At 65.1% G+C, this 19,900-nt stretch carries 22 protein-coding genes and 1 tRNA gene; 12 read left to right on the top strand and 11 right to left on the bottom strand.

What is annotated here, in order from left to right; genetic code table 11:
• The first annotated feature begins 5 nt into the window (after positions 1–5).
• From B4400_RS17840 to B4400_RS17820, 5 genes are all read left to right on the top strand, one after another.
• Positions 6–635, top strand: a complete 630-nt coding sequence (locus B4400_RS17840; RefSeq protein WP_078310103.1) for an FtsB family cell division protein — start codon at positions 6–8, stop codon at positions 633–635.
• Positions 632–1,111, top strand: a complete 480-nt coding sequence (locus B4400_RS17835) for a DUF501 domain-containing protein (protein WP_078310100.1) — start codon at positions 632–634, stop codon at positions 1,109–1,111. Before B4400_RS17840 ends, B4400_RS17835 begins: the two co-directional genes overlap by 4 nt.
• Positions 1,108–2,061, top strand: a complete 954-nt coding sequence (locus tag B4400_RS17830; protein ID WP_170915048.1) for a Ppx/GppA phosphatase family protein — start codon at positions 1,108–1,110, stop codon at positions 2,059–2,061. The genes B4400_RS17835 and B4400_RS17830 overlap by 4 nt, the downstream gene beginning before the upstream one ends.
• Before the next feature lie 217 nt (positions 2,062–2,278).
• On the top strand, positions 2,279–3,169 hold the full coding sequence (locus tag B4400_RS17825; protein WP_078310093.1) for an alpha/beta fold hydrolase: 891 nt from the start codon (positions 2,279–2,281) through the stop codon (positions 3,167–3,169).
• Positions 3,166–4,038 (top strand): sulfite exporter TauE/SafE family protein, encoded by an 873-nt coding sequence (locus B4400_RS17820; RefSeq protein WP_286151203.1) that lies wholly within the window; start codon positions 3,166–3,168, stop codon positions 4,036–4,038. Before B4400_RS17825 ends, B4400_RS17820 begins: the two co-directional genes overlap by 4 nt.
• Here B4400_RS17820 and B4400_RS17815 read toward each other — a convergent pair.
• The 4 genes from B4400_RS17815 to B4400_RS17800 all read right to left on the bottom strand — a co-directional run bounded on the left by B4400_RS17815 (position 3,965) and on the right by B4400_RS17800 (position 8,076).
• Complete coding sequence (locus B4400_RS17815) at positions 3,965–5,152, bottom strand: MAB_1171c family putative transporter (RefSeq protein ID WP_078310088.1); 1,188 nt, start codon at positions 5,150–5,152, stop codon at positions 3,965–3,967. The two genes, B4400_RS17820 and B4400_RS17815, sit on opposite strands and share 74 nt — an antisense overlap.
• Positions 5,149–5,667 (bottom strand): ImmA/IrrE family metallo-endopeptidase, encoded by a 519-nt coding sequence (locus B4400_RS17810; RefSeq protein ID WP_078310084.1) that lies wholly within the window; start codon positions 5,665–5,667, stop codon positions 5,149–5,151. The genes B4400_RS17815 and B4400_RS17810 overlap by 4 nt, the downstream gene beginning before the upstream one ends.
• A 2-nt stretch (positions 5,668–5,669) precedes the next feature.
• Positions 5,670–6,149: a transcriptional regulator gene (locus B4400_RS17805; RefSeq protein ID WP_078290593.1), complete on the bottom strand. Its 480-nt coding sequence runs from the start codon at positions 6,147–6,149 to the stop codon at positions 5,670–5,672.
• A gap of 85 nt (positions 6,150–6,234) precedes the next feature.
• Positions 6,235–8,076 carry a fatty acyl-AMP ligase gene (locus B4400_RS17800; RefSeq protein ID WP_078310082.1) on the bottom strand — a complete coding sequence of 614 codons (1,842 nt, stop codon included), beginning with the start codon at positions 8,074–8,076 and terminating at the stop codon, positions 6,235–6,237.
• 312 nt (positions 8,077–8,388) lie between these two features.
• Here B4400_RS17800 and B4400_RS17795 point away from each other — a divergent pair.
• The 4 genes from B4400_RS17795 (at position 8,389) to B4400_RS17780 (ending at position 11,020) form a co-directional block, all read left to right on the top strand.
• Positions 8,389–8,462: transfer RNA gene (locus B4400_RS17795), tRNA-Leu, on the top strand.
• 133 nt (positions 8,463–8,595) lie between these two features.
• Positions 8,596–9,801 (top strand): FAD-dependent oxidoreductase, encoded by a 1,206-nt coding sequence (locus B4400_RS17790; protein ID WP_078310079.1) that lies wholly within the window; start codon positions 8,596–8,598, stop codon positions 9,799–9,801.
• 26 nt (positions 9,802–9,827) lie between these two features.
• Positions 9,828–10,400, top strand: coding sequence for a DUF4389 domain-containing protein (locus B4400_RS17785; protein ID WP_078310572.1), 573 nt, complete (start codon positions 9,828–9,830; stop codon positions 10,398–10,400).
• Positions 10,397–11,020, top strand: a complete 624-nt coding sequence (locus B4400_RS17780; RefSeq protein ID WP_139361463.1) for a class I SAM-dependent methyltransferase — start codon at positions 10,397–10,399, stop codon at positions 11,018–11,020. The genes B4400_RS17785 and B4400_RS17780 overlap by 4 nt, the downstream gene beginning before the upstream one ends.
• A 15-nt stretch (positions 11,021–11,035) precedes the next feature.
• Here B4400_RS17780 and B4400_RS17775 read toward each other — a convergent pair whose 3' ends face one another.
• Positions 11,036–13,435: an FtsX-like permease family protein gene (locus B4400_RS17775; protein ID WP_286151232.1), complete on the bottom strand. Its 2,400-nt coding sequence runs from the start codon at positions 13,433–13,435 to the stop codon at positions 11,036–11,038.
• A 128-nt stretch (positions 13,436–13,563) separates the two neighbouring features.
• Positions 13,564–14,262, bottom strand: coding sequence for an ABC transporter ATP-binding protein (locus B4400_RS17770; protein ID WP_078310564.1), 699 nt, complete (start codon positions 14,260–14,262; stop codon positions 13,564–13,566).
• Between the two features lie 206 nt (positions 14,263–14,468).
• On the opposite strand from B4400_RS17770, the gene B4400_RS17765 reads away from it, so the two are divergent.
• A complete protein-coding gene (locus tag B4400_RS17765; RefSeq protein WP_078310561.1) occupies positions 14,469–15,791 on the top strand; it encodes an acetyl-CoA hydrolase/transferase family protein in 1,323 nt (440 codons plus the stop codon).
• Between the two features lie 2 nt (positions 15,792–15,793).
• Here B4400_RS17765 and B4400_RS17760 read toward each other — a convergent pair whose 3' ends face one another.
• Positions 15,794–16,453 (bottom strand): DUF3060 domain-containing protein, encoded by a 660-nt coding sequence (locus B4400_RS17760; RefSeq protein WP_078310075.1) that lies wholly within the window; start codon positions 16,451–16,453, stop codon positions 15,794–15,796.
• A gap of 297 nt (positions 16,454–16,750) precedes the next feature.
• Between B4400_RS17760 and B4400_RS17750 the strand changes: the two genes are divergently transcribed.
• The gene (locus B4400_RS17750) at positions 16,751–17,140 is read left to right on the top strand and encodes a VOC family protein (protein ID WP_078310067.1); all 390 of its coding nucleotides are present in this window, start codon (positions 16,751–16,753) and stop codon (positions 17,138–17,140) included.
• Between the two features lie 44 nt (positions 17,141–17,184).
• Complete coding sequence (locus B4400_RS17745; RefSeq protein ID WP_078310063.1) at positions 17,185–17,559, top strand: hypothetical protein; 375 nt, start codon at positions 17,185–17,187, stop codon at positions 17,557–17,559.
• Positions 17,560–17,590: 31 nt separating this feature from the next.
• Here the strand turns inward: B4400_RS17745 and B4400_RS25065 are convergent, their stop codons facing one another.
• The 4 genes from B4400_RS25065 to B4400_RS17720 form a co-directional block, all read right to left on the bottom strand.
• Entirely contained in the window at positions 17,591–18,205 is a 615-nt protein-coding gene (locus B4400_RS25065) for an LGFP repeat-containing protein (RefSeq protein ID WP_139359880.1), read from the bottom strand.
• Positions 18,206–18,335: 130 nt separating this feature from the next.
• Entirely contained in the window at positions 18,336–18,812 is a 477-nt protein-coding gene (locus B4400_RS17730; protein ID WP_078310059.1) for a hypothetical protein, read from the bottom strand.
• Positions 18,805–19,392, bottom strand: a complete 588-nt coding sequence (locus tag B4400_RS17725) for a hypothetical protein (RefSeq protein ID WP_078310056.1) — start codon at positions 19,390–19,392, stop codon at positions 18,805–18,807. The genes B4400_RS17730 and B4400_RS17725 overlap by 8 nt, the downstream gene beginning before the upstream one ends.
• Positions 19,393–19,569: 177 nt before the next feature.
• On the bottom strand, positions 19,570–19,900 hold a 331-nt coding region (locus B4400_RS17720), incomplete at its 5' end, for a lipoprotein LpqV (RefSeq protein WP_212566661.1).

Raw genomic sequence — 19,900 nt, 5'->3', positions numbered from 1 at the left:
GAGCTATGGCTGAATCCAAACGCCGCCCCGCGTCCGGTAGGTCGCGGGGTCCGGCTCCGGCTGCCCGTAAGCGGACGCCGGTCAAACGGCCGGCGCAGAAGGTTGTCAGGGGTCCCGCGCGCAGCGGTCCGGCGGCACCGGCCAAGGCACCCAAGGCCGGCGGGGCCACCGGCGCGGTGGCCGCGTCGATCGAACGCAGCGCGGAGCATCAGTCCGAGCAGCGCCTCGGGTCCACCGCGCGGCGAGCCGCCATCCTGGCGGCCGTGGTGTGTGCGCTGACCCTCACCGTGGCGGGTCCGGTCCGCACCTACTTCTCGCAGCAGGCCGAGCGGAATCAGCTCGCGGCCGCGGAAGCCCAGCTGCGGGACCAGATTGCCTTGCTCGAGGACAAGAAGCGCCGACTGGCGGATCCGGCCTATATCGCGGCCCAGGCGCGTGAGCGGCTGGGGTTCGTGATGCCGGGCGAGGTGCCGTTCCAGGTGCAGCTGCCGAACACCCCCGTCGATGCCAAGCCGCAGGGTCAGGGGCCGGTGGACAACGGTAATCCGTGGTACACCAATCTGTGGCACAACATCGCCGACTCTCCCACCGCCGTACCGACTGCGCCGTCGGCGTCACCGGCTCCGCTGCCGTGATCTCCGACGACGACATCGCCGCGGTCACAGGGCAATTGGGCCGCGCTCCGCGAGGAATGCTGGAGGTCTCCTACCGTTGCCCCAACGGTGAGCCGGCCGTCGTGAAGACCGCTCCGCGGCTACCCGACGGCACGCCGTTTCCCACGCTCTACTACTTGACGCACCCGGCCCTGACGGCGGCGGCGAGCCGCCTGGAATCCGGTGGGCTGATGCGCGACATGACCGATCGCCTTGCCTCCGATGAGGATCTGGCCGCCGCGTATCGGCGCGCCCACGAGAGCTACCTCGCCGAGCGTGATGCGATCGAACCGCTCGGCACCACGGTGACCGCGGGCGGAATGCCCGACAGGGTGAAGTGTTTGCATGTGCTGATCGGGCATTCGCTTGCCGTGGGACCGGGAGTCAATCCCTTGGGGGATGAGGCGATTCGAGAGTTGGCGGGCACCATGCCCGGCGTGCTGCCGGAGGTCTGGTGACCGCCGTTCGGGTGGGCGCCGTGGATTGCGGCACCAACTCGATCCGTCTGCTGATCTCGGATATCGATGACTCCGGGCGGTTGAGGGATGTGCATCGCGAGATGCGGATCGTGCGTCTGGGACAGGGCGTCGACGCGACGGGCGAGTTCGCGCCCGAGGCCATCGCGCGCACCCGGGTGGCACTCCGGGCGTATGCCGACCTGATGGAGTCTCGTGGAGTACAGCGGGTCCGCATGGTTGCCACCTCGGCCGCGCGGGACGTCTCGAACCGCGAGACATTTTTCGCGATGACGGCCGAGTTGCTCGGATCCGTCGTTCCGGGGGCGGTGGCAGAGGTCATCACGGGCACCGAGGAGGCCGCGCTGTCGTTCGCTGGCGCGGTGGGGGAGCTGGACTCGACGGCCGCGCCCTACGTGGTTGTGGACCTCGGCGGTGGGTCCACCGAGACGGTGATCGGTGATACCGGCGGGGTTAAGGCCAGCTTCTCGGCAGATATCGGTTGTGTGCGGCTCACCGAGCGGTGCCTGCACTCGGACCCGCCCACCGCAGCGGAAATCGCGGCGGCACGCGATGTGGTGCGGGCACAGTTGGCGCGGACATTCGCCGTGGTGCCGGTCGAGCAGGCGCGAACGTGGGTGGGGGTCGCGGGTACGTTCACCACGCTGGCGGCGCTGGCGCACCGGCTGGACGCGTACGACCCGGCCGCGATCCACCTGTCGCGGGTGCCGTTGGGGCGCCTTTCGGAGGTGACGTCCGAGTTGATCGCGATGCCCCGAGCGCAGCGGGCTGCCCTGGGGCCGATGCACGAGGGGCGTGTCGACGTCATCGGCGGTGGATCCATCGTCGTCCAGGAATTGGCGCGCGAGTTATCCGGCCGCGCCGGGATCACCGAGCTGGTGGTCAGCGAGCACGACATCCTCGACGGGATCGCGATGTCCTTACGCAGGTAACTGGGCCTTAACACGCGCCCCTGTGACCTGCGTAACAGTTGACAGTCTTGCCCCTCCTCCGGTTGACAAGTTAGTCAAATCAACTGACAGTTGATATATCAACACGGCTCGATAACGGACAGTTGAAGTCTGGTAAACGGTCAGTTGAGAGGCGCAGCGTCGCGCACGAGCCCGGATCAGCAGATGTTTGATGACGTGCGGAAGGTTTGGATTCCTAATGTCCGGATTGATGTCGAACGCCGAAGTACGCGAAATTGGGCTCTTGGAAACAGGTTTCGTGCGACGGCCCGACCCGGATGGTGCCGCGGTTGCCTACCGGACATATGGACGCGCCCGGCCTGGTGTCGCCGATGTGGTGCTGGTGCATGGCAGCCTGCAGAACTCGGCGGTGTGGTCCAAACACGGCTACATCGCGCAGCTGTCTCAGCAGTACCGGGTGACCACCATCGACGTGCGCGGGCACGGCGCGAGTGAGAAGCCCGACCACCCCGGTGGATATGCCATCGCCTCGTCGGTGCGGGATGTCTGCGCGGTACTGGATCACCTGGGCATCCATCGGACCCACTACATCGGCTACTCGCTCGGCGGGCGCATTGGGCTCACCCTCGCGGCCACGGCCCCGGAGCGGCTCACCTCGCTGGTGGTGGCGGGGTCCTCACACCGGCCGCAACGCGGCGCGGTGGACGTTCTCATCTTTCCCAACGCCGTTCGTGTGGTGGAGGAGTCCGGTCTGGAGGCATTCGTCGACGGCTGGGAGGCGCACCGCGGTCAGCAGATGGGCTCAGGATTTCGGGCGACCATCGAGGCCCTCGGCCAGCGTGGCCTGGCGGCGCTGCTGCGGCAGTGGGATGCCGAGCCGGGTGTCGCCGAAGACGCCTTGCTGCAAATCGAAACGCCCACACTGTTTTTCGCCGGGTCCGAAGACCCTATGCGGCTGGCCGAATCGCGGGAGGCGGCGGTCCGGATGCCGCGTGCCTACTTCGCCCTGCTGGACGGTTGCAACCACGGGCAGACGGTGACGATGCGCGAGCGCATTCTGGATCGCGCCGAGGCGTTCTTCCGCCTGTCGGAGTTCTCCGATATCGAGAAGCTGCGGGTGGCCGGGTGACCGGAGATTCTGGGCTGCGCCCAAGCACAGCGACACTTGCCCGCATCGGTGTGCTCGGCGGTATGTCGGGCGGGCTGTTAGGCGGTGGCACCGGGGTGATCACCGTGCCCTCGCTGGCACGGGCGACCACGCTGAGCCGGGCCGTTATTCACGGCACCTCGACGCTGCCGAACGTTTCCGCCGCGATCGCGGGCAGCACCGTCTACGCGCTGCACGGGGCGAAGGTGGATGTGGTGGCCGGCGCCGGACTGATGGCGGGCGGTGTGATCGGCGCGGTGGTGGGAGCCAAACTGGTGGCACGCATCCCGGAGTGGATCCTCAAGGCGCTGTTCGTCTTTGTGCTGCTGGCCACGGCGCTCAAGCTGTTATTGAGTGCCGCCGGGATTGACCCCTCGGCGGGTGAGGCGTTGCTTCCCGACGATGTGCTCGCCCATGTCCCATCGGTCGTCGCTATCGGGGCTGTGGTCGGTTTCGTGGTCGGCGCGTGGTCTGCCGCGCTGGGTCTCGGCGGTGGGCTGCTGACGGTTCCGGCGATGCTGGTGCTGTTCGGTTCCGACCTGCACGTGGCGGAGGGCACCTCGTTGATGGTGATGCTGCCCAACGCGTTGGTCGCGGCGACCACACACCTGCGCCAGGGCACCGCTGATGCTCCGATCGGCTTTCGGTTGGCGGCATTCGCGTTGCCGGGAACCGTGATCGGGGCGCTGTTGGCGCTCGCCCTGAACGCGCGATGGCTCGCGTTGGTGTTCGGCTCTTATCTGGTGTTCATCGCCGTGCGCGAGATCGTGCGGGTGTTTACGAGCTCGCCTGCCCGTACGACGACGAAACCAAGTCCGGCGCCGGCGTCGCAGGCGTGTGTTGGCGGTTGATCTTCTGCAGCTCTCGGGCGACGTCCAGGAGCCAGCTCAGTTCTTCCTTGCGATTGGCGCCCGTGCGTTCACCGATGATCTTGGTGCCGGAGGTCTTGTCGTTCTGCGGTGCGGTGCGCTGTTGTTCGATGGCCGAATGAATCTGGCGCGCTGCTGATGTGGTGGACGCGTCTTCGGTGAGGTAGGGGCGGATGGCGCTCAGACCGTCACGAATCTCGACGATTCTGCGGTAGAGCCGGTAATTGTGATCACCGATTGAGGCCTGCGGCGGTGCCAGCGCGATCTGGGTGTTGCCCTCGTACAGCGCGGTCCACAGCGGCTCGAGTTGACGGTGCTGCCGGTAGGCCTGGATGCGTTGGTGCGCCGATGTGACCAGCTGTGAGAAGGACGGTCCCGCAAGGCCCACCACGATGAGGATTTGCCCGATGGTGGCGGCCAGTGGGGCCAGACGCTGCCAGGAGAAGCTGTCGTTGGTGATCATGCCGTAGATGGCCGAGTGCGCCCGCATGAGGCAGAACAACAGGCACATGGCTGCTCCGGCGGCGGTGAGCAGCATGCTGCGTCGCAGCCAGGCCACATCATGAAAACGGGCGTACTGCAGGCATTTGACGGTGATCAGCAGTGCGCCCAGGCCGTAGGTGATCAGATAGATCAGCATGTAGAGCACCCAGGCGGGCTTGTTGCCGTGCGAGGCGTAGAAGTCCTGTGGCAGTTCGGAAGTCGGTGCCACAAACCAGCAGAGAACCAATGCACCGCCGATGGCTACTGCCATGCCGACCCAGAGCCGCGCGCGCTGCACCGCACGCGGACCGGATTCACCCCAGAAGGTGATGACCGTGAGGACGCATGCTGTCCACGCCATCCCGCCCGAGAGGTTCAAGACGAGCCGACCCATGTTGTGCACGCCGACCAAGTTGTCGAACTTCTCGTACAAGGGTGGAGTCGCCAGGGTGACGGCGATCCCCTTGAAGAGGAAGGACAACAACAGTGCCACCGAGGCGGGTGGGCGGACTCGAGAGCGCAGCATCGCTGCGGCGACAATCACCACGGCGGCAAAGCTGAAGACGGCCGCTACCGAATACGCGGCGGCGGAGTCTTCGAAAACTGAGGTCACGGCGCCGCCGGTGAGCCTTCCAGCACGAGTGATGCCAGGATGCGCCGGAGGTTGGCGTTCGTGACCGCGATAGGGCGATGACTATCGGGACTGACACGCTGCCCCATCATCGAGGCGAGCATCTCTGCCTCGACTTCTTGATCGTCCAAGTAGCTTTCGCGGCACAGGATTTCGGCTAGCTCGCGGCTGCTTGCCCCGGTGTGCCCACACATCACATGGCTCAGTTCATGCAGGATGATGTGCTCGCGATGCATGGTGGTGGTGTCGCTGTCGTACACCACGTAGTCGGTGGCGTCGGTGCGGACCAGCAGGCCGTGCACGCCGCTGCCGGAGAGCGCGTAGGGCACGAGCTGGATATCACGCTCGCTGAGCTCACTGGCCCGGGCGCGGATGTCCTCGACGGTGGTCAGCGTATCCAGGCCCAGATCCGCGAGCTTGCGGGTGCATTGCTTGTGGATCGCCTGAAGTTCGCGAGTGGACCGTAGATCTGTTGTGAGACAACGCATCTTCGGCATGTTTACTGCCCGTTATTGACCGAGTTGTCTACCGTGGGCAGGCCCTGCAGCGCGCGCACGTGATCGAGCACGGCGGCGACAGTTTCCAGGCTCTGCTTGTTCAGGCCGATCGCGCGCAACGCGATCAGCTCCACCTCGTCCCGGGTGGTCTCGTCCAGGGCGCCGAGGCGCTCATCGAGCGAGTAGGTGCGCTCGGGGTCGGTGAGTACCGAGAGCGGTACGCGGAAGAAGTCGGCCAACGCGCCCAGCAGGTCGATGGCGGGACGGGCGCGCTTACCGGTGCGCAGCGCCGAGAGGTAGGCACCGCCGACCTTGATGCCGGGATGGGCCTTCTTGATGCCGTTGGCGACCTCGTCATTGGTCCACATGCGCCCATCGGGCCGACGATGCGAATGGAAGAGCGCATTGATGCGATCAGCGAGATTCGCGTCGGCGGATTTGGCGTCCTGAAGGGACACCTGCGGCGGGCTCGTCGTGGCCATCTACTAAGTCAAACATCGATGTCGCGAGCCCTCAACGCGAGGGGGCAGACTCACAGTGTGATTCAACCCACAGTTGAGGCGTGAATTAGCCGTATACGCCCGCGAGGTACTCGGCCTGGCAGGCTCGGCGTGCGAGCTTTCCGCTGGTGGTGCGGGGAATCGCGCCCGCGGCAACCAGCCGGACGTCGGCGACTGGCAGGGCATGCGTGCGTGAGATGGCGGCGCGGATGACTTCGGTTACCGGTGATTGCTCCACTCGTCCCGATCCGGGGGCGCGTTCGGCGACGATCACCAGGCGTTCGCTGGTGTCCGCAATGGCGGCTTCGGCGAGCTGATTGGCCGCGACGGAGAAGGCCGCGACGTAGCCCGAACGCACTGCGGGTGAGGATGCCGAGGCGGTCGCCTCGATGTCTTGGGGGTAGTGGTTGCGTCCGTCGATGATGACGAGGTCTTTGATGCGGCCGGTGACGTACAGGCTGTCGTTGAGGTACACCCCGAGATCCCCGGTGCGCAGCCAATGGCTATCTGCCGAGGTTCCGGTGGCATGGCTGCGGTGTTCGAGCCGTGAGCGCAGCCTGTTGTGGAAGGTCGCCTCGGTCTCCTGGGTGCGGCCCCAGTACCCGCGGCCGATGTTGTCGCCGTGCAGCCAGATCTCACCGATTTCTCCCTCGGGGAGTTCGGCTCCGCTTCGTGGGTCGACGATCACCAGCCACTGGCTGGAGATCACCTGACCGCACGAGACGTGGGCTACCGCGGTCGGGGCGTCAGCGGACACGGGGACGGCACGGTCCTCGGCGAGCTGGGCACGGTCCAGATAGATCATGCTGGGGCGTTCGTCGGGGGCGATGGTGGCCACGGAGAGCGTCGCCTCGGCCATGCCGTAGGACGGCTTGATGGCGGTGGGCGGAAATCCGTAGGGGGCAAAGGCCTCGTTGAATTTCTCGATCGCCGAGAGAGTGACCGGTTCGGATCCGTTGAGCAGGCCCGCGACATTGGACAGGTCCCAGGTTTCACCGGCCGGTGGGCGGCCGCGCTGCGCGGCGAGTTCGAAGGCGAAGTTGGGGGCCGCGGCGAACACCCGCCCGTACGCGGACTCGGTAGCGAGCTGTTTGATCCACCGCCGCGGGCGCCGCACGAAGGCCAATGGCGACATCAGGGTGATGTGACCGCCACACAGCGGGGGAAACAGGATCATGATCAGACCCATGTCGTGATACAGCGGCAGCCAGCTCACACTGCGGATGTTCTGATCCAGGCCGCCGGCCAGAATCATCTGAAGAACATTCGTACACGCCGCGCGGTGCGTAATTTCCACGCCTGCCGGGGTCCGTGTGGAACCCGAGGTGTACTGCAGGTAGGCGAGATCGTCGGTATCGAGCGCTGCGGGGATGAACGTTGCGCCCACCGAGTCCGGTACCGCGTCGATCGCGATGACCCGTGGCCGACGCTGACGAGGAAGCTTGCGCAGGAAGGCGTTCACCGATTCGGCGGCACTGTCGGTGGTCAGGATGACCGACGGGGTGGCATCGGCGAGCACTGCGTTGAGGCGTTCGGTGTGGCCGGGCAGCTCGGGGGCGAAGAGGGGAACCGCGATGTTTCCGGCCTGGATGGCGGCGAAGAACCCGATGACGTACTCGATGCCCTGCGGCGCCAGGATCGCGACACGATCACCCGGTTGCGTGACCTGCTGCAGACGTGCGCCGATGGCCCGCATCCGGGCGCTGAGGGTGTTCCAGCTCAGTTCGATGGCCACGCCGTCGTCGTCACGCGTGAAGTCCAGGTAGCGGTAGGCGGCGGTGGTGCCGAACTCGGCGATGTTGTGTTCGAAGTTTGAGAGCAGGGTGGTGCCGGGAGGAAGGTCGATCGCGCCATCGGCGTCGAGGTAATCCTCAATTCCGTTCTGGCGAATGGCCACTCCGTCTGACATATCTAACTCCCGACTCACGATGGAAAACACTACCTGCGCTAACTAAGCTATCTCTTGGTTCGCAGGTGACCCGTCGTACGAGGAGCGGGCGGCAACTGTCAATGTCACCAGATCGCGCGATCTGGTGACGAATCACACCAGAGCTCGATCGAATTCCGGTGGTGTACAAGGGGTATCACTATCTGCCGGAAACATTCAATGTGACGCCGGGGTGTGTCGGGCGGAGGTGTGATTTTTGTCGTATGTGCGAGGGGGTGGGGCGGAAGTTGGCGTCAGGGGAAGCGCCGGGTAGAACTAGGGCTGATCTGCGAGGCCCCCATAGCCCAATTGGCAGAGGCAGCGGACTTAAAATCCGCCAAGTGTCGGTTCGAGTCCGACTGGGGGCACAGAGTAATAAGCGGTAAAGGCACCGAACTGATGATCGTTTCGGTCCATCGCCAAACCCTGTACAGGGAGCTCGCCGCGGTCATACATTGAGCCGTGGAGCCAGAACGGCTCACGAGCCGACCCACGAGGCTGATGCCAGCAGCGAAGGCGCCGCCGCTGCGGGTCATGGTCGTCGGCGCCGGTGTCGGCGGTATCTCCATCGCCCGGGGGCTGTTGCGCGACGGCCATGACGTCACCGTCTACGAGCAGCGCCCGGATGTGCACGCCGGTGGTGGTGCGGTGACCATCTGGTCGAACGGTGCGACGGTGCTCAGACAGCTGGGCGTCGATATGGACCGGGCTGGCCAGCAGCTGTCCACGGTGCGGGTCATGACGTCGACGGGGCGCCCGCTGGCCACTTTGGACGTGGCCACGATCGCCGACCGGCTGGGCGAGCCGGTTCGGATGGTCCCGCGTCATGTCCTGCTTGAGCGGCTACTGAAAGACTTTCCGGCGGAACGTATTCGGTGTAATGCCCGGGCCGTCGGAGCGGTGGGTAACGGCGACGGGGCTCGGGTCGAGTTCGCGGATGGCAGCGTGGCCGAGGGAGACCTGGTGATCGGAGCCGACGGCAGGCATTCAATGGTTCGCGATGTCGTCGGTGCGGGGCGCGGGGAGCCGACCGGCTGGTGCAGTTGGCAGGGACTGACAACCCTCCCGAATGGCGCCGATGAGCACGTCGCCTTCGTCGTCATCGGTGAGCACGGAAGCCTCGGTCTGTGGCCAGCCGGAGGCTCCGAGGTGCAGTGGTGGTTCGACCTGCCCTGGTCGTCTGGTTTTGTCCGGCCGGCACGCCCGATCGACATGATCCGGTCCACGTTCGCCGGGTGGTCGGAGCCCGTCGATCGGGTGCTCGCGACGCTCACCGACGACGATCTGGCGCATTCGCCCTATCCCCATTTCCGCCATCCCATTCCCCGACCGGGCCACGGCGCGCTGACCCTGCTTGGCGATGCGGCTCACACCATGCCGCCCACCCTGGCGCAAGGGGCCAACCAGGCGCTGCTCGACACGATGGTGCTGTGCAAGGCGGTTTCGGAATTTCAGCGCGGCGCCAACACTGACCTGCCCGATGCGCTGCGCTGGTATGAGAAGACTCGCCGACGCCGTGCTGCGGCCGTGTCCCGGGTTGCCTCGCTGCAGGTTTCGCACGGTGAGGCCGTGCTGAGGACGGCGGCGATGGTCTCGGACCGTTTCATGACGTGGGCACTAGCGACGTTCTTGCAGTCGGTGAGTCATCGCCGGATGGCCGCTGACATCGACCGGGGCCATGCCGCCGACACAGCCTGCCGGCCGTGATGGCCGTGCCGGCCGACGCTGTCCGTGTGCGAGGTGCGATCGACGCGCCCTCACGCTGGCTCTTTGTCGTCAAATGGTGCGTGCTGGCGGTTCCGCACTACCCGATATTGATCGTCCTTTATGTCATGTATCCGGTATTGACGGTCGTCGCCGGTATCGCGATCTTGTTCACCGGGCGATATCCGCGGATCATCTTCGACGTCAACGTCGGGGTGCTGCGCTGGTCCTGGCGGGTGATGAACTACCGGTTTCCGATGAACAGCACCGATAGGTACCCGCCTTTCACGCTCGCCGCGCGGCCCGACTATCCGGGTGAACTGGAAGTCGACTATCCGGAACAACTTTCCCAGTGGGCGGTGCTGGTGAAGCTGATACTGGCACTGCCGCAGATCATCATCTGCTGGGCCATGGAGCCACTGCTGCAGGTTCTGGCCGTGATTTCCGCGGTGCGGTTGTTGGCCAGAGGCGCGGTGTCGACAGGCATGTTCGACCTCCTCATGGGAATCGTGCGGTGGCGTTACCGGGTGGCGGTGTACGTCTCGTTGATGTGCGACGAATATCCGCCATTCCGAATGGATTTGGGTGGTGGTGACACGTGAAGCATCGTAATCCGTTGTTCCCGTATGTATATCGGCTCGGTATGCCGATATTCGACCGGCTGTTCTATCGCCGATACCGGCGTGAGGCGATGAGTCTTGCGATGGGCAGACTGCTGATCGTGGGCGTTGGCCCGGGAACCGACCTCATGTTTCTTCCGCCCGCGGTGACATCGGTCGCGGCGGTCGAGCCGGAGGCGGCGATGCGTCGGATGGCTGGCGCCCTTGCGCGCCGCCGCGGCCTGGACGTCGACATCCTGGACGGAGTCGGAGAGTCGATACCATTCCCGGACAACAGTTTCGACTCGGTGCATGTCGGCCTGGTGCTGTGCTCGGTGGACGATGTGGCCGCAACCCTCGGCGAGATCCGGCGGGTGCTCGTCCCGGGAGGCAGGTTGGTGGTCCTCGAGCATGTCCGCGGGGAGGGCGTGATGGGGCGATTCCAGGATCTGATCGCCACGCCATGGTCGTGGCTTGCCTCCGGGTGCGAGCCGAACCGCCGGACCGTCGAAGCGATTGCCGCAGCCGGATTCGATACCAGGGGACTGCGCAACGTTCGGCGAACCCTGGTGCCGCCGCCGTGCACACCTCACCTGCAAGGCGTCGCCACTGTAGTCGAGTAGTGCTGTTCGACATAGCTATTCGACACTGACGGCCTCGATGATGTTGAGCCGTGCCGCGCGCCGTGCGGGTGGGACCGAGCCCAGCAGGCTGATCGCCAGCGCGCCTACGCTGAAGACCACCGCCATGGGGCTTGGCTGGAAGGTGACGTTGAAGTTCATGACGGTGCCGCTGACGAGGCTGAACAGCCACTGATCGACCAGACCGACCAGCAGCCCCGAGACACCGCCGACGACGCCGATGGCCGCGGCCTCGGCAAGAACCATGCCCAAGGTGTACCGGCGGCTGGATCCCATCGCCCGCAGCACACCGATTTCCCGGCGTCGTTCGAGTACCGAAAGCGTCAACGTGTTCAGCAGTGCGACCGCGGCGACGAACACCACGATGATCCACACGGCGTTGGCGATCAGCATGCTCTGGTGCAGTGGGGCTTCCAAACCGGCTAACGCCGCGCGGCCGTCGTACACGTAGTTCGGTGCGGGCACCACAGCGCGAACGTCGGCCAGCAGCCGTCCCGGATCAGTGCCCTCGACGGCGGTGACTTGCAGTGTCGTCGTGCCCGGGCGGTCAAACCATGCCCGCAGGTGATCCAGGCTCATCCCGACGGTGCCGATGACCGTCGAGAAATAGGGCACCAGGGCCAGCACGGGCGTGCGCTGCGGACCGTGGGGTGTTTGCAACTGCAATTCGTCGCCCACCCGGACGCCGAGAGTCTTGCCCAGGTTCTGGGAGAGCACCACGCCCCGGCCGGCGAGCACGTCATGACGTACCCGTTCGCCCAGCGCACGGAAAAGCGGATCGTGGGTGCCGGCGGAGAATCCATTGAGCATCACGCGGGTGCCGCCGATGACGGCGAATCCGGAGGCGCCTTCGACGACATTCGCGACGCCAGGGACCGCAGCCACCTTCTCGGTAAGACCTTGCGGCAGAGCATCGGTGGGGTAGCGGTCGGGTGAGTTCGCGCTCACCCAGACATCGACATCGGCGACGGGCGCGAAGATGTCGCGCGCGGATCGGATCATGTCGTTGTTCGTCCCGGTGATCACCACGGTGGTGACCACGGCGATGAGCACGGTCATCACGGTGGCCCACACCCGCCGCGGCGCGCGCTGGACCGTCGGTGCCGCCAGCGCCCCGGGTGAACCGAACAGTCGTGCCACCGTGGCTGTCGCGCGGACGACGGGTCCGGCGAGCGCGAAGCCCAAGGCGATCTCGGCGACGAATAGGGCGGCGATCGCGACGAAGGCGAGCGCCCCTGGTCGGTAGAGCACTGTCAGGAGCGACGCTGCCAACACCGCCACGGCCACGACTCCGCTGACGATACGCAGCCAACGCGGCACGTTGTCGGCCACGGAAACTCCGACGGGTGCCAGCGCTTCGATCGGTGACACTTTGTATACCTGCCGTGCGGCCATGGCCGACGCGGCAACGCTGGTGAGTACCGTCGCGGCGACGGCGGCCGGAATCGCGTAGTCGGGCAGCCAGTACTCGATGCGGGCTTCGAGCCCCTGGGTTACCGTCGGCGGCAAACGGCCAATCGCCTTTCGGCCCAGCAGTATTCCGAGGGCCGAACCGATGGCGCCGCCGATCAGCCCGAGGATCGCAGCCTCGGCGAGCATGTCGCGAACGATCGTGACGCGGCCGCCGCCGATTGCGCGCAGCATCGAGATGACCGGGCGGCGTTGGGCAATCGCCATGGTCATCGTCGTGTAGATCAGGAAGGCCCCGACCACCAACGCGACGGCCGCGCCCATCAGGGCCATGTAGTTCATGAGCTTGACACCGTCGCCGGCCCGGACCGCCCGCAGGCTCGGATCGGCGACGATCGCCCGTCCGTTCACGGCGGCCGTGACCTCGTCCCGGACTGCGGCGAGATCCGCACCCGGTGTCGTGGTGACCAAAATCGAATCGAGCTGACCTTGCCGTCCGGTGACCTCCTGCGCCAACGGCAGTGCGGCAAGCACGTAGTGCCCGCCGTTGAGATCCGCGAGTTGCTTGCCCGTGAGCACCTCGGCGACGGTCACCGAACCTGAGCCGAGCCGGAATGTATCGCCTTTCGCATGACCGACGGACGGTCCGATCTGGACACCGGCGGCCGTCCGCGAGGGTGCGTCAACCTTGACTCCGACTGCATCTTTCAGAGCGCCTTCCAGTGCGGCGCTGCGGTCGTCGGCGCCGAACAGCAGAACCGGTTCCGAATCTGTGGGTGCGGACATCCGGATCATCGGTGCCGCGGTCGCGACTCCGGGAATCTTGGCGACATCGGCCAATACCGCTTCGGGGAACCCCGCATCGGTGATACCCGATACCTCGAGCGCGGCGACTCCGGCGACTCCGTCCGCCAACCGGTTGACCGATCCGGTGATCGATCCGAAGATGCCGAATATCGCGACGAGATACATTGCGGAAACTGCCATTACGGCGATCGAGGCGATGGTGCGCCGACGATGCACGGTCAATTCGCGCAGACTGAACACGCGTAGCCTGCTCGCTGCGGCGGCGATGGTGGCTCCGGGGCCGTGCTGCTCCTGGCGTCCGCGACCACTCACCCTGGCGCCACCGACATCTCGTCGGAACCGAGCCGGCCGTCCTGCAGGGTGATGACCCGATCGGTTGCCGCGGCGGCGTCGGCGTTGTGGGTCACCATCACCACCAGGCGGCCGGAGCCTTCTTCATGGGCGACCTCGGCGAGCAGAGCCAGGATGGCAGTACCCGTATGGGAATCCAGGTTCCCGGTGGGCTCGTCGGCAAGGATCAGCGGTGGGTCCATCATCATGGCTCGCGCCACCGCGACGCGTTGCATCTCGCCGCCGGACAGTTCGGCCGGGCGGTGTTCGGTCCGCTTACCGAGGCCGACCCGGTCCAGCAGCCGAACCGCGTCCGCCTTCACCTTGCCGAGGCGGATGCCGTCGAGCAGCTTCGGCACCGCCACGTTCTCCCACGCCGAGAGCGTGGGCAGCAGGTTGAAGAACTGAAAGACGAACCCGACCCGATGATGGCGGAACTCCGACTGTTGCTCGTCGCGGAGCCTGCCGATCTCTTCACCGTCAAAGGTGATCGATCCCGAGTCGGGGGAGTCCAACGCCCCGAGCAGATGCAGCAGTGTGCTTTTCCCCGCCCCTGATGGCCCGACAATCGAGACGAACTGGCCGCCGGACAGGCGCAGGCTGATCTCGTCGAGGGCGCGCACCGTCTGCCCGCCAACCCTGTACTCGCGCACCACATTGCGCAGTTCGATGGCCAGTTCGCGCTGGGGTGTATCGGCGTTGTCCAGTTGTCTCAAGGTGGCCTCCCGCGAGACCGAGTTACCCGGCGCGCGGAGGCGCGGTCGGGATATGCGGAGCCTACTCCCGGCGTTCTCGCCACATATGGTCTTACGCGAGGTTCTTCGGTGAGCCCGGCAACCCCATTGGTCGAGCACCGCCCACCGGTTCATGCAAGATGGGTGCCATGCCGCAGGAGCTCACCGCCGAACAAGCCGCTGCACTGTTGAACCCCACCGATACGCTGGGAATCCCTCTTGGCCCTGGCCAGCCACCGGCCTTACTGCGTGCCCTCGGTGTGCGCACGGACTGGACGGATCTGCGGGTGTACGGCGCGCTGCTTGCCGTCGGCACCGAGCTGTTCTCTCGCCAGGGTGTGCACTACCTGTCGGGCTTCTTCGGCCCGATTGAGCGCGCGCTACGCGACATGGGCGCCGATATCGAATTCGCCGCCGCGGACTTCCGCCGGTTCGGGCCATTACTTGAGCGCCAGTCGCCGCGGGTGATGACGACCGTCGCGACGCCACCGGATGCCGACGGCTGGTGTTCCCTGTCGCTGCACGCGGGCGGGACCATCGGTGAGTTGCGCCGTGCGGGCGCCGATCCGGAGCGACTGCTCATTGTCGAAGTCTCCGAAGGATATCCGCGCACCTACGGGTTCGGGGAGCAGCATCGCCACGCGCTGCACATTGATGAGATCGACATCATGGTGCACTCGACGGATGCGCCGCTGGCGCTGCCCGGGGGCGATGCGGCGCCGTCGGATGTCGACAGGGCCATCGCCCGGTACGCCGTGAGCTTCATCGGCTCGGGGGCGACATTGCAAACCGGAATTGGCGCCATTCCCAACCAGATTGCGACTCTGTTGGCCGAGGGGGACGGCGGCAGCTATGGGCTGCACAGTGAGATGTTCACCGACGGCTGCATGCGACTGCACCGCGCCGGCAAGGTCGCCAACACCGGTAAGGGGCAGTACGACGGCGTGAGCGTGACCACCTTCGCGTTCGGGTCGCCAGAGCTGTACGAATGGCTGGACGGCAATACCGATGTCGCGTTCCTGCCGGTGGAGATTGTCAACGCGCCGGAGGTAATCGGCGCCAACAACGACATGATCTCGATCAACGGTGCGCTCTCGATCGACATCCAGGGACAGGTTGTCGCCGACACCATCAACGGGGGACAGTTCAGCGGGATCGGTGGCGCCGAGGACTTCGTGGCCGGGGCCGGGCTGGAGCTGTCGGACCGCTCGCTGATCTGCCTGCCCTCAACCTTCGAAAAGCATGGTGTGCTGCAGTCACGCATCGTGCCGTGGTTCGGCCCGGGTGCCGTCATCACCACGCCGCGTCATCAGGTCGACGTGATCATCACCGAGTACGGCGCCGCAGAGCTGGAAGGCAGAACGGTCCGAGAGCGCGGAGAGGCGCTGGCATCCATCGCCCACCCTCAGTTCCGGGATGAGCTGTTGGCGGCTGCTGAGCGTGCGTCGAATGGCCGCTCACCGGTCAGCTGAGCTCAGCCCTGCTCGACGGTGTTGTTGTTACCGGACGTGGAGACTTCCGGTTCCCCGGAGTGGTACGTGACTTTGTTGTCGAAACCCGACGCGCCGATCGTGCGCGCCGCTTCCACGGTCACCGTGTTCTCGACACCCGATACCGTGAGGGCGTCGCAATTGCCCACGATGTCAACGGTATTGGACACTCCGCTAACGTTTACCGAGCAGTCGTCGCAGTTGACCGTTATCTGCTTGTGCGTACCGGAGACGCTGAAGGTTGAGCCGGGCGGCGCATACGTGGGGCCGGGGGTTGACGTGGTTGACGGTGTCGCACTGGTCCGAGTCGGGAGCCTGACGACGGTTGACCTCACGGGACGTGGCGTTGAGGGGCCCGAGCTCGTCGGAACATTGTGCGGGAGTGTGGGTTTGGCAGCGTAGAAGATAAGTCCGGCCACTCCCGCGGTGATCACGGCGAAGAACACCATGAATCGACGGCGGAACTTGCGGACGGGAGAACGGGGCGGATACGGCGTGCCATACACCGGCGGTGGATACGGACTCGATACCTGCGGCGGATACGGGCTCGGGTTGGTGACGCCCAGTTCCGACCTCCGGGCCGTCTCGCTCAGTGAGCGTTCTAGCTCCCGGATTCGGGCTTCGGGGTCACCATCCGGCTCCACCTACAGATGGTCGCACACTGAGACTCACACGGCGATAGCCTTTGGCAATGACAGACGCGGGGGATGGCGTGAACAACGTTCGCTGCACGCAATGCGGCACCGAGGGTTCCGAGATTGGGTTCCTGGGACAAAATGGGCAAAACTCCGCCGGGCATGTGTGGTGGGTGGAAGGTCCTATCAAGATCGGGTTTTTTGGTGCCAGGCGCCGCGGTGCTCGTCGGGTGATTGATGCGTGGCGTTGCCCCAACTGTGGGCATCTGGAGTTGTTCGCGGGTACATGGTTGTAGCGTTTTGGTTATGGGTTCCACCGAAGTTGTGACTGCTGAACCACAACTCTTCGTCACCGACTTTGACCGCGCCGTTGGCTTCTACGTCGATACGCTCGGATTCGAGCTGGCTTTCACTTACGGTGAGCCAGCGTTCTATGGGCAGGTCCGTCGCGGCGGCGCGAGTCTGAATCTGCGCAAGGTCAAAGGACCGGTTTTTGACCGTAATTTCCTTGCTACTGAACGTGATCCGATTTCCGCCACGCTGACGACGTACAAGCTGGGCCCGCTCCACGATGAATACCAGGCGGCGGGTGTGTCCTTCCACCAGGCGTTGCAGACCGAGGAGTGGGGCAGTGTCACCTTCATCGTGAAGGACCCCGACGGGAACCTGCTGTTGTTCTCCGGCGTGGAGGCTTGAAAAGAAGCTCTCGCCATGGGGGCGCTGAGCGATGACAATGAGGCATGCGATTGCCAACCTCATTGGAAGGGCTCGTCACCGACGGCGGCAAGTCCATCGTCTACGGCGAGCCATACACGACAGCCGACGGCACTCTAGTCATCACGGTCGCCAAGGTGCGTACCCGTGGCAGCGGCACCGACGGCGAACCCCTGGAAACACGGGCGAGACCACTGGGCGTATTCGTCGTCAAGGACGGGAATGCTCAATGGCAGCCCGCCTTTAACGCCGACCGCGCCTCGACACTGGGCATACTGACCGGCTTGATCTCGGCGGTGTTGGGACTGACAGCCCTGATCCGGCGGCCACCGTGGCCGGATCTCACCTTGCCGGGTTGGTCGCCAGCGGAGAACCCGCACTGGTTCCGCGACAGGCGCTGACTGCTCAGCGCCCGTCGCGGTAGCCCATCCGCTACTTCGGGGTGACGGTCTCTTTGAAGGTTCCGTCGCCCTGGTTCAGCCAGGTGATGGTGCCCTTCTGGAATTCGCCGATCCAGCCGCCCTTGGCGACATCGGGTCCGCCGGCAGTCTCAGCTTCGTCGGCGGTGGGGAAGCCGAGCGTGCCGCCCGCTCCGCCCTGTTCGGTGTACACCTTCAGGATTTCGCCCTGTACCAGGTGTGCGCCGGTGGCCGGCGAACTGAAAATGGTGCCCTTGGCGAATGCCTGCACCGTGCCATCGCCCACCTTTTCGGGCTGTCCGGTCGGCAGGCCGAGCTTGGCCTCGCCGCCGGCCTTGGTGTACGCCTCGGCAACCGGCGGCTCCAGCGTCACATCGCCGACACCCGGCACGTTGACGGTGGAAGGCGCCCCGGCGACGACGGAGGACACCGCACTGCTTGCCGACGATGCGGCACTCGATGCGGCGCTACCACCAGCGCTGATGGCCGACGATGCCGCACTGGTCGCGCTGGATAGCGACTCCTTGGCGGCGTTTCTGTCATCTTGAGAACACGCGACAACGACCGCCGCGGATAAGGCGACGATGGAAACCGCGCCTGCTGCTCGTTTCATCAGATTGGTATCCATGATCCGAACGTAACAACATAAACGCGCCATTTAGGTGAGTTTGTCGATGTTCACCTATTGGCCATTGAGTGATTTCGTTGCAAATACCGGTGCTATTCGCCCCGAAAATGCACCGAAATGGCGTGGCCGACTACGACGCCGGAGTCAGCTCGCAGACGTAATCGCCGACATCAATATGTACCTCGGCCGCATCCGGAACCGTGGGAGTGGGCACGACGTTCAGCTGAAACTGCTCGCGGCCGAAGTCGTCGGTGGTTCCCGGCCACTGTTCCTGCAGGATGTCACTGATCAGGCCCGCGACCGCCGGCTCGGTGACCCGGTAGGTCTCGGCCTGGCAGAACTTCGAGTACACCTCGGTGACCCGGATGCGTGCCTTTTCGATAGGCAGGGTGCCCAGGTCATCGCCGGTTTCGGGATCGCGGACAGCGGTTCCGGTGGCCCCGATGACCGAGAAGATCATCCCGACCTCGACGCCCGCGTCATCACCCTTGTTGACCAGCACCGAGTAGCGGTCGACGATATCGGCGACCTTTCCGATGATGGGGTCGACGGGCTCTGGCTCCAGATCACCAGCCGATTGCTCCACCGGTTTTGTCTCTTCAGGCATTGCCCACGCCGACCGTGTAGTTGTTGGGGCGCGCAGCGGTCTCGATCTTTTGCCGCTCCGGCTGTCCGGCGGTCTCGGCCGTGGCGAAATCAGTCTTGGCCTTGGCCACTGCGGTGCTCGAGACATTCTCCGACTCGCGCAGTGCCTGGAAGGCGTGGCGCAAAGTCAGACGGCTGATCGTCAGCGCAAGGTTCAGGGCGCTGGAGGCGGACTGCTTGTTGCCCTCGTTGAGATCGTTGGACGCGCTCGCGAGGTGCTTGTCCACGTCGATCATGCCCTGCAGAGTCACCATGGTGGAGTACGCCGACTGCCCGACATTGCGGTCAAGCTTGTTGCTCTGCTGAATGCGGTGATAGAGATCGGCAATCAAGATTCCGGAGACGAGGGCGAGCAGTGGCGTGACGATGCCCTGCACGAATCGGACGAGTTCGGTGTCACCCGCCGTAAAGCCGACAACCGCTGCGACGATGGTTGCGACAACTGCCGCTCCGACGATCGTCCAATGAACCAGCGTGGGCTTCGGAGGAAGCTGATCTGAATTTGCCAACGTCGTTACCGTCCGTTCGGTGAGTGGACACATTCGTTGCATCCGTGACCCCATGAGCACTGACCGGAGCATGCTAACACCGCGTGCGGGTTCGTCCAAGGTGAGGTTACGTGCATTACTCGATGTTTGCTGAGTGATGCGTTCGTGTCAGATTCTTCCGAATTCTGTTGAATCGCAAAGGAAATCGATGAGCGCCTTAGCGGGCTGTGCTTAGCACTGCTGCTCGGCGGCGGCATTCGTCGCCACGATCACCGCAGCTTGCCGGTCCGCGGGCAGCTCGTGCCAGGACTTGTGAAAGGTCCCTGGGCCCACGTTCCCATTGGTCTGAATGGACTGCAGGTACGCCTCGACGAGCTGGGCGGGGCCATCCTGCTTCCCGGTCATCCAGTCGGCCGCCGCGCGGCAGGCTTGGTAGTACTCCTCCTCCAGGGAGCTGGGCGCGGCGTCCACGGATGTCGTGACGCCCGCTGGGGACAGCCCAGAGCCGGAGGCGGGGGGTTGGGCGGCGGGTTTCTCGATGGGTGTGGTGGTGCTGCCGGTG

The sequence above is a fragment of the Mycobacterium sp. D16Q13 genome (genome assembly GCF_002013375.1).
Classification (GTDB): domain Bacteria; phylum Actinomycetota; class Actinomycetes; order Mycobacteriales; family Mycobacteriaceae; genus Mycobacterium.
This window is presented reverse-complemented; position numbering and strand designations above follow the sequence as displayed.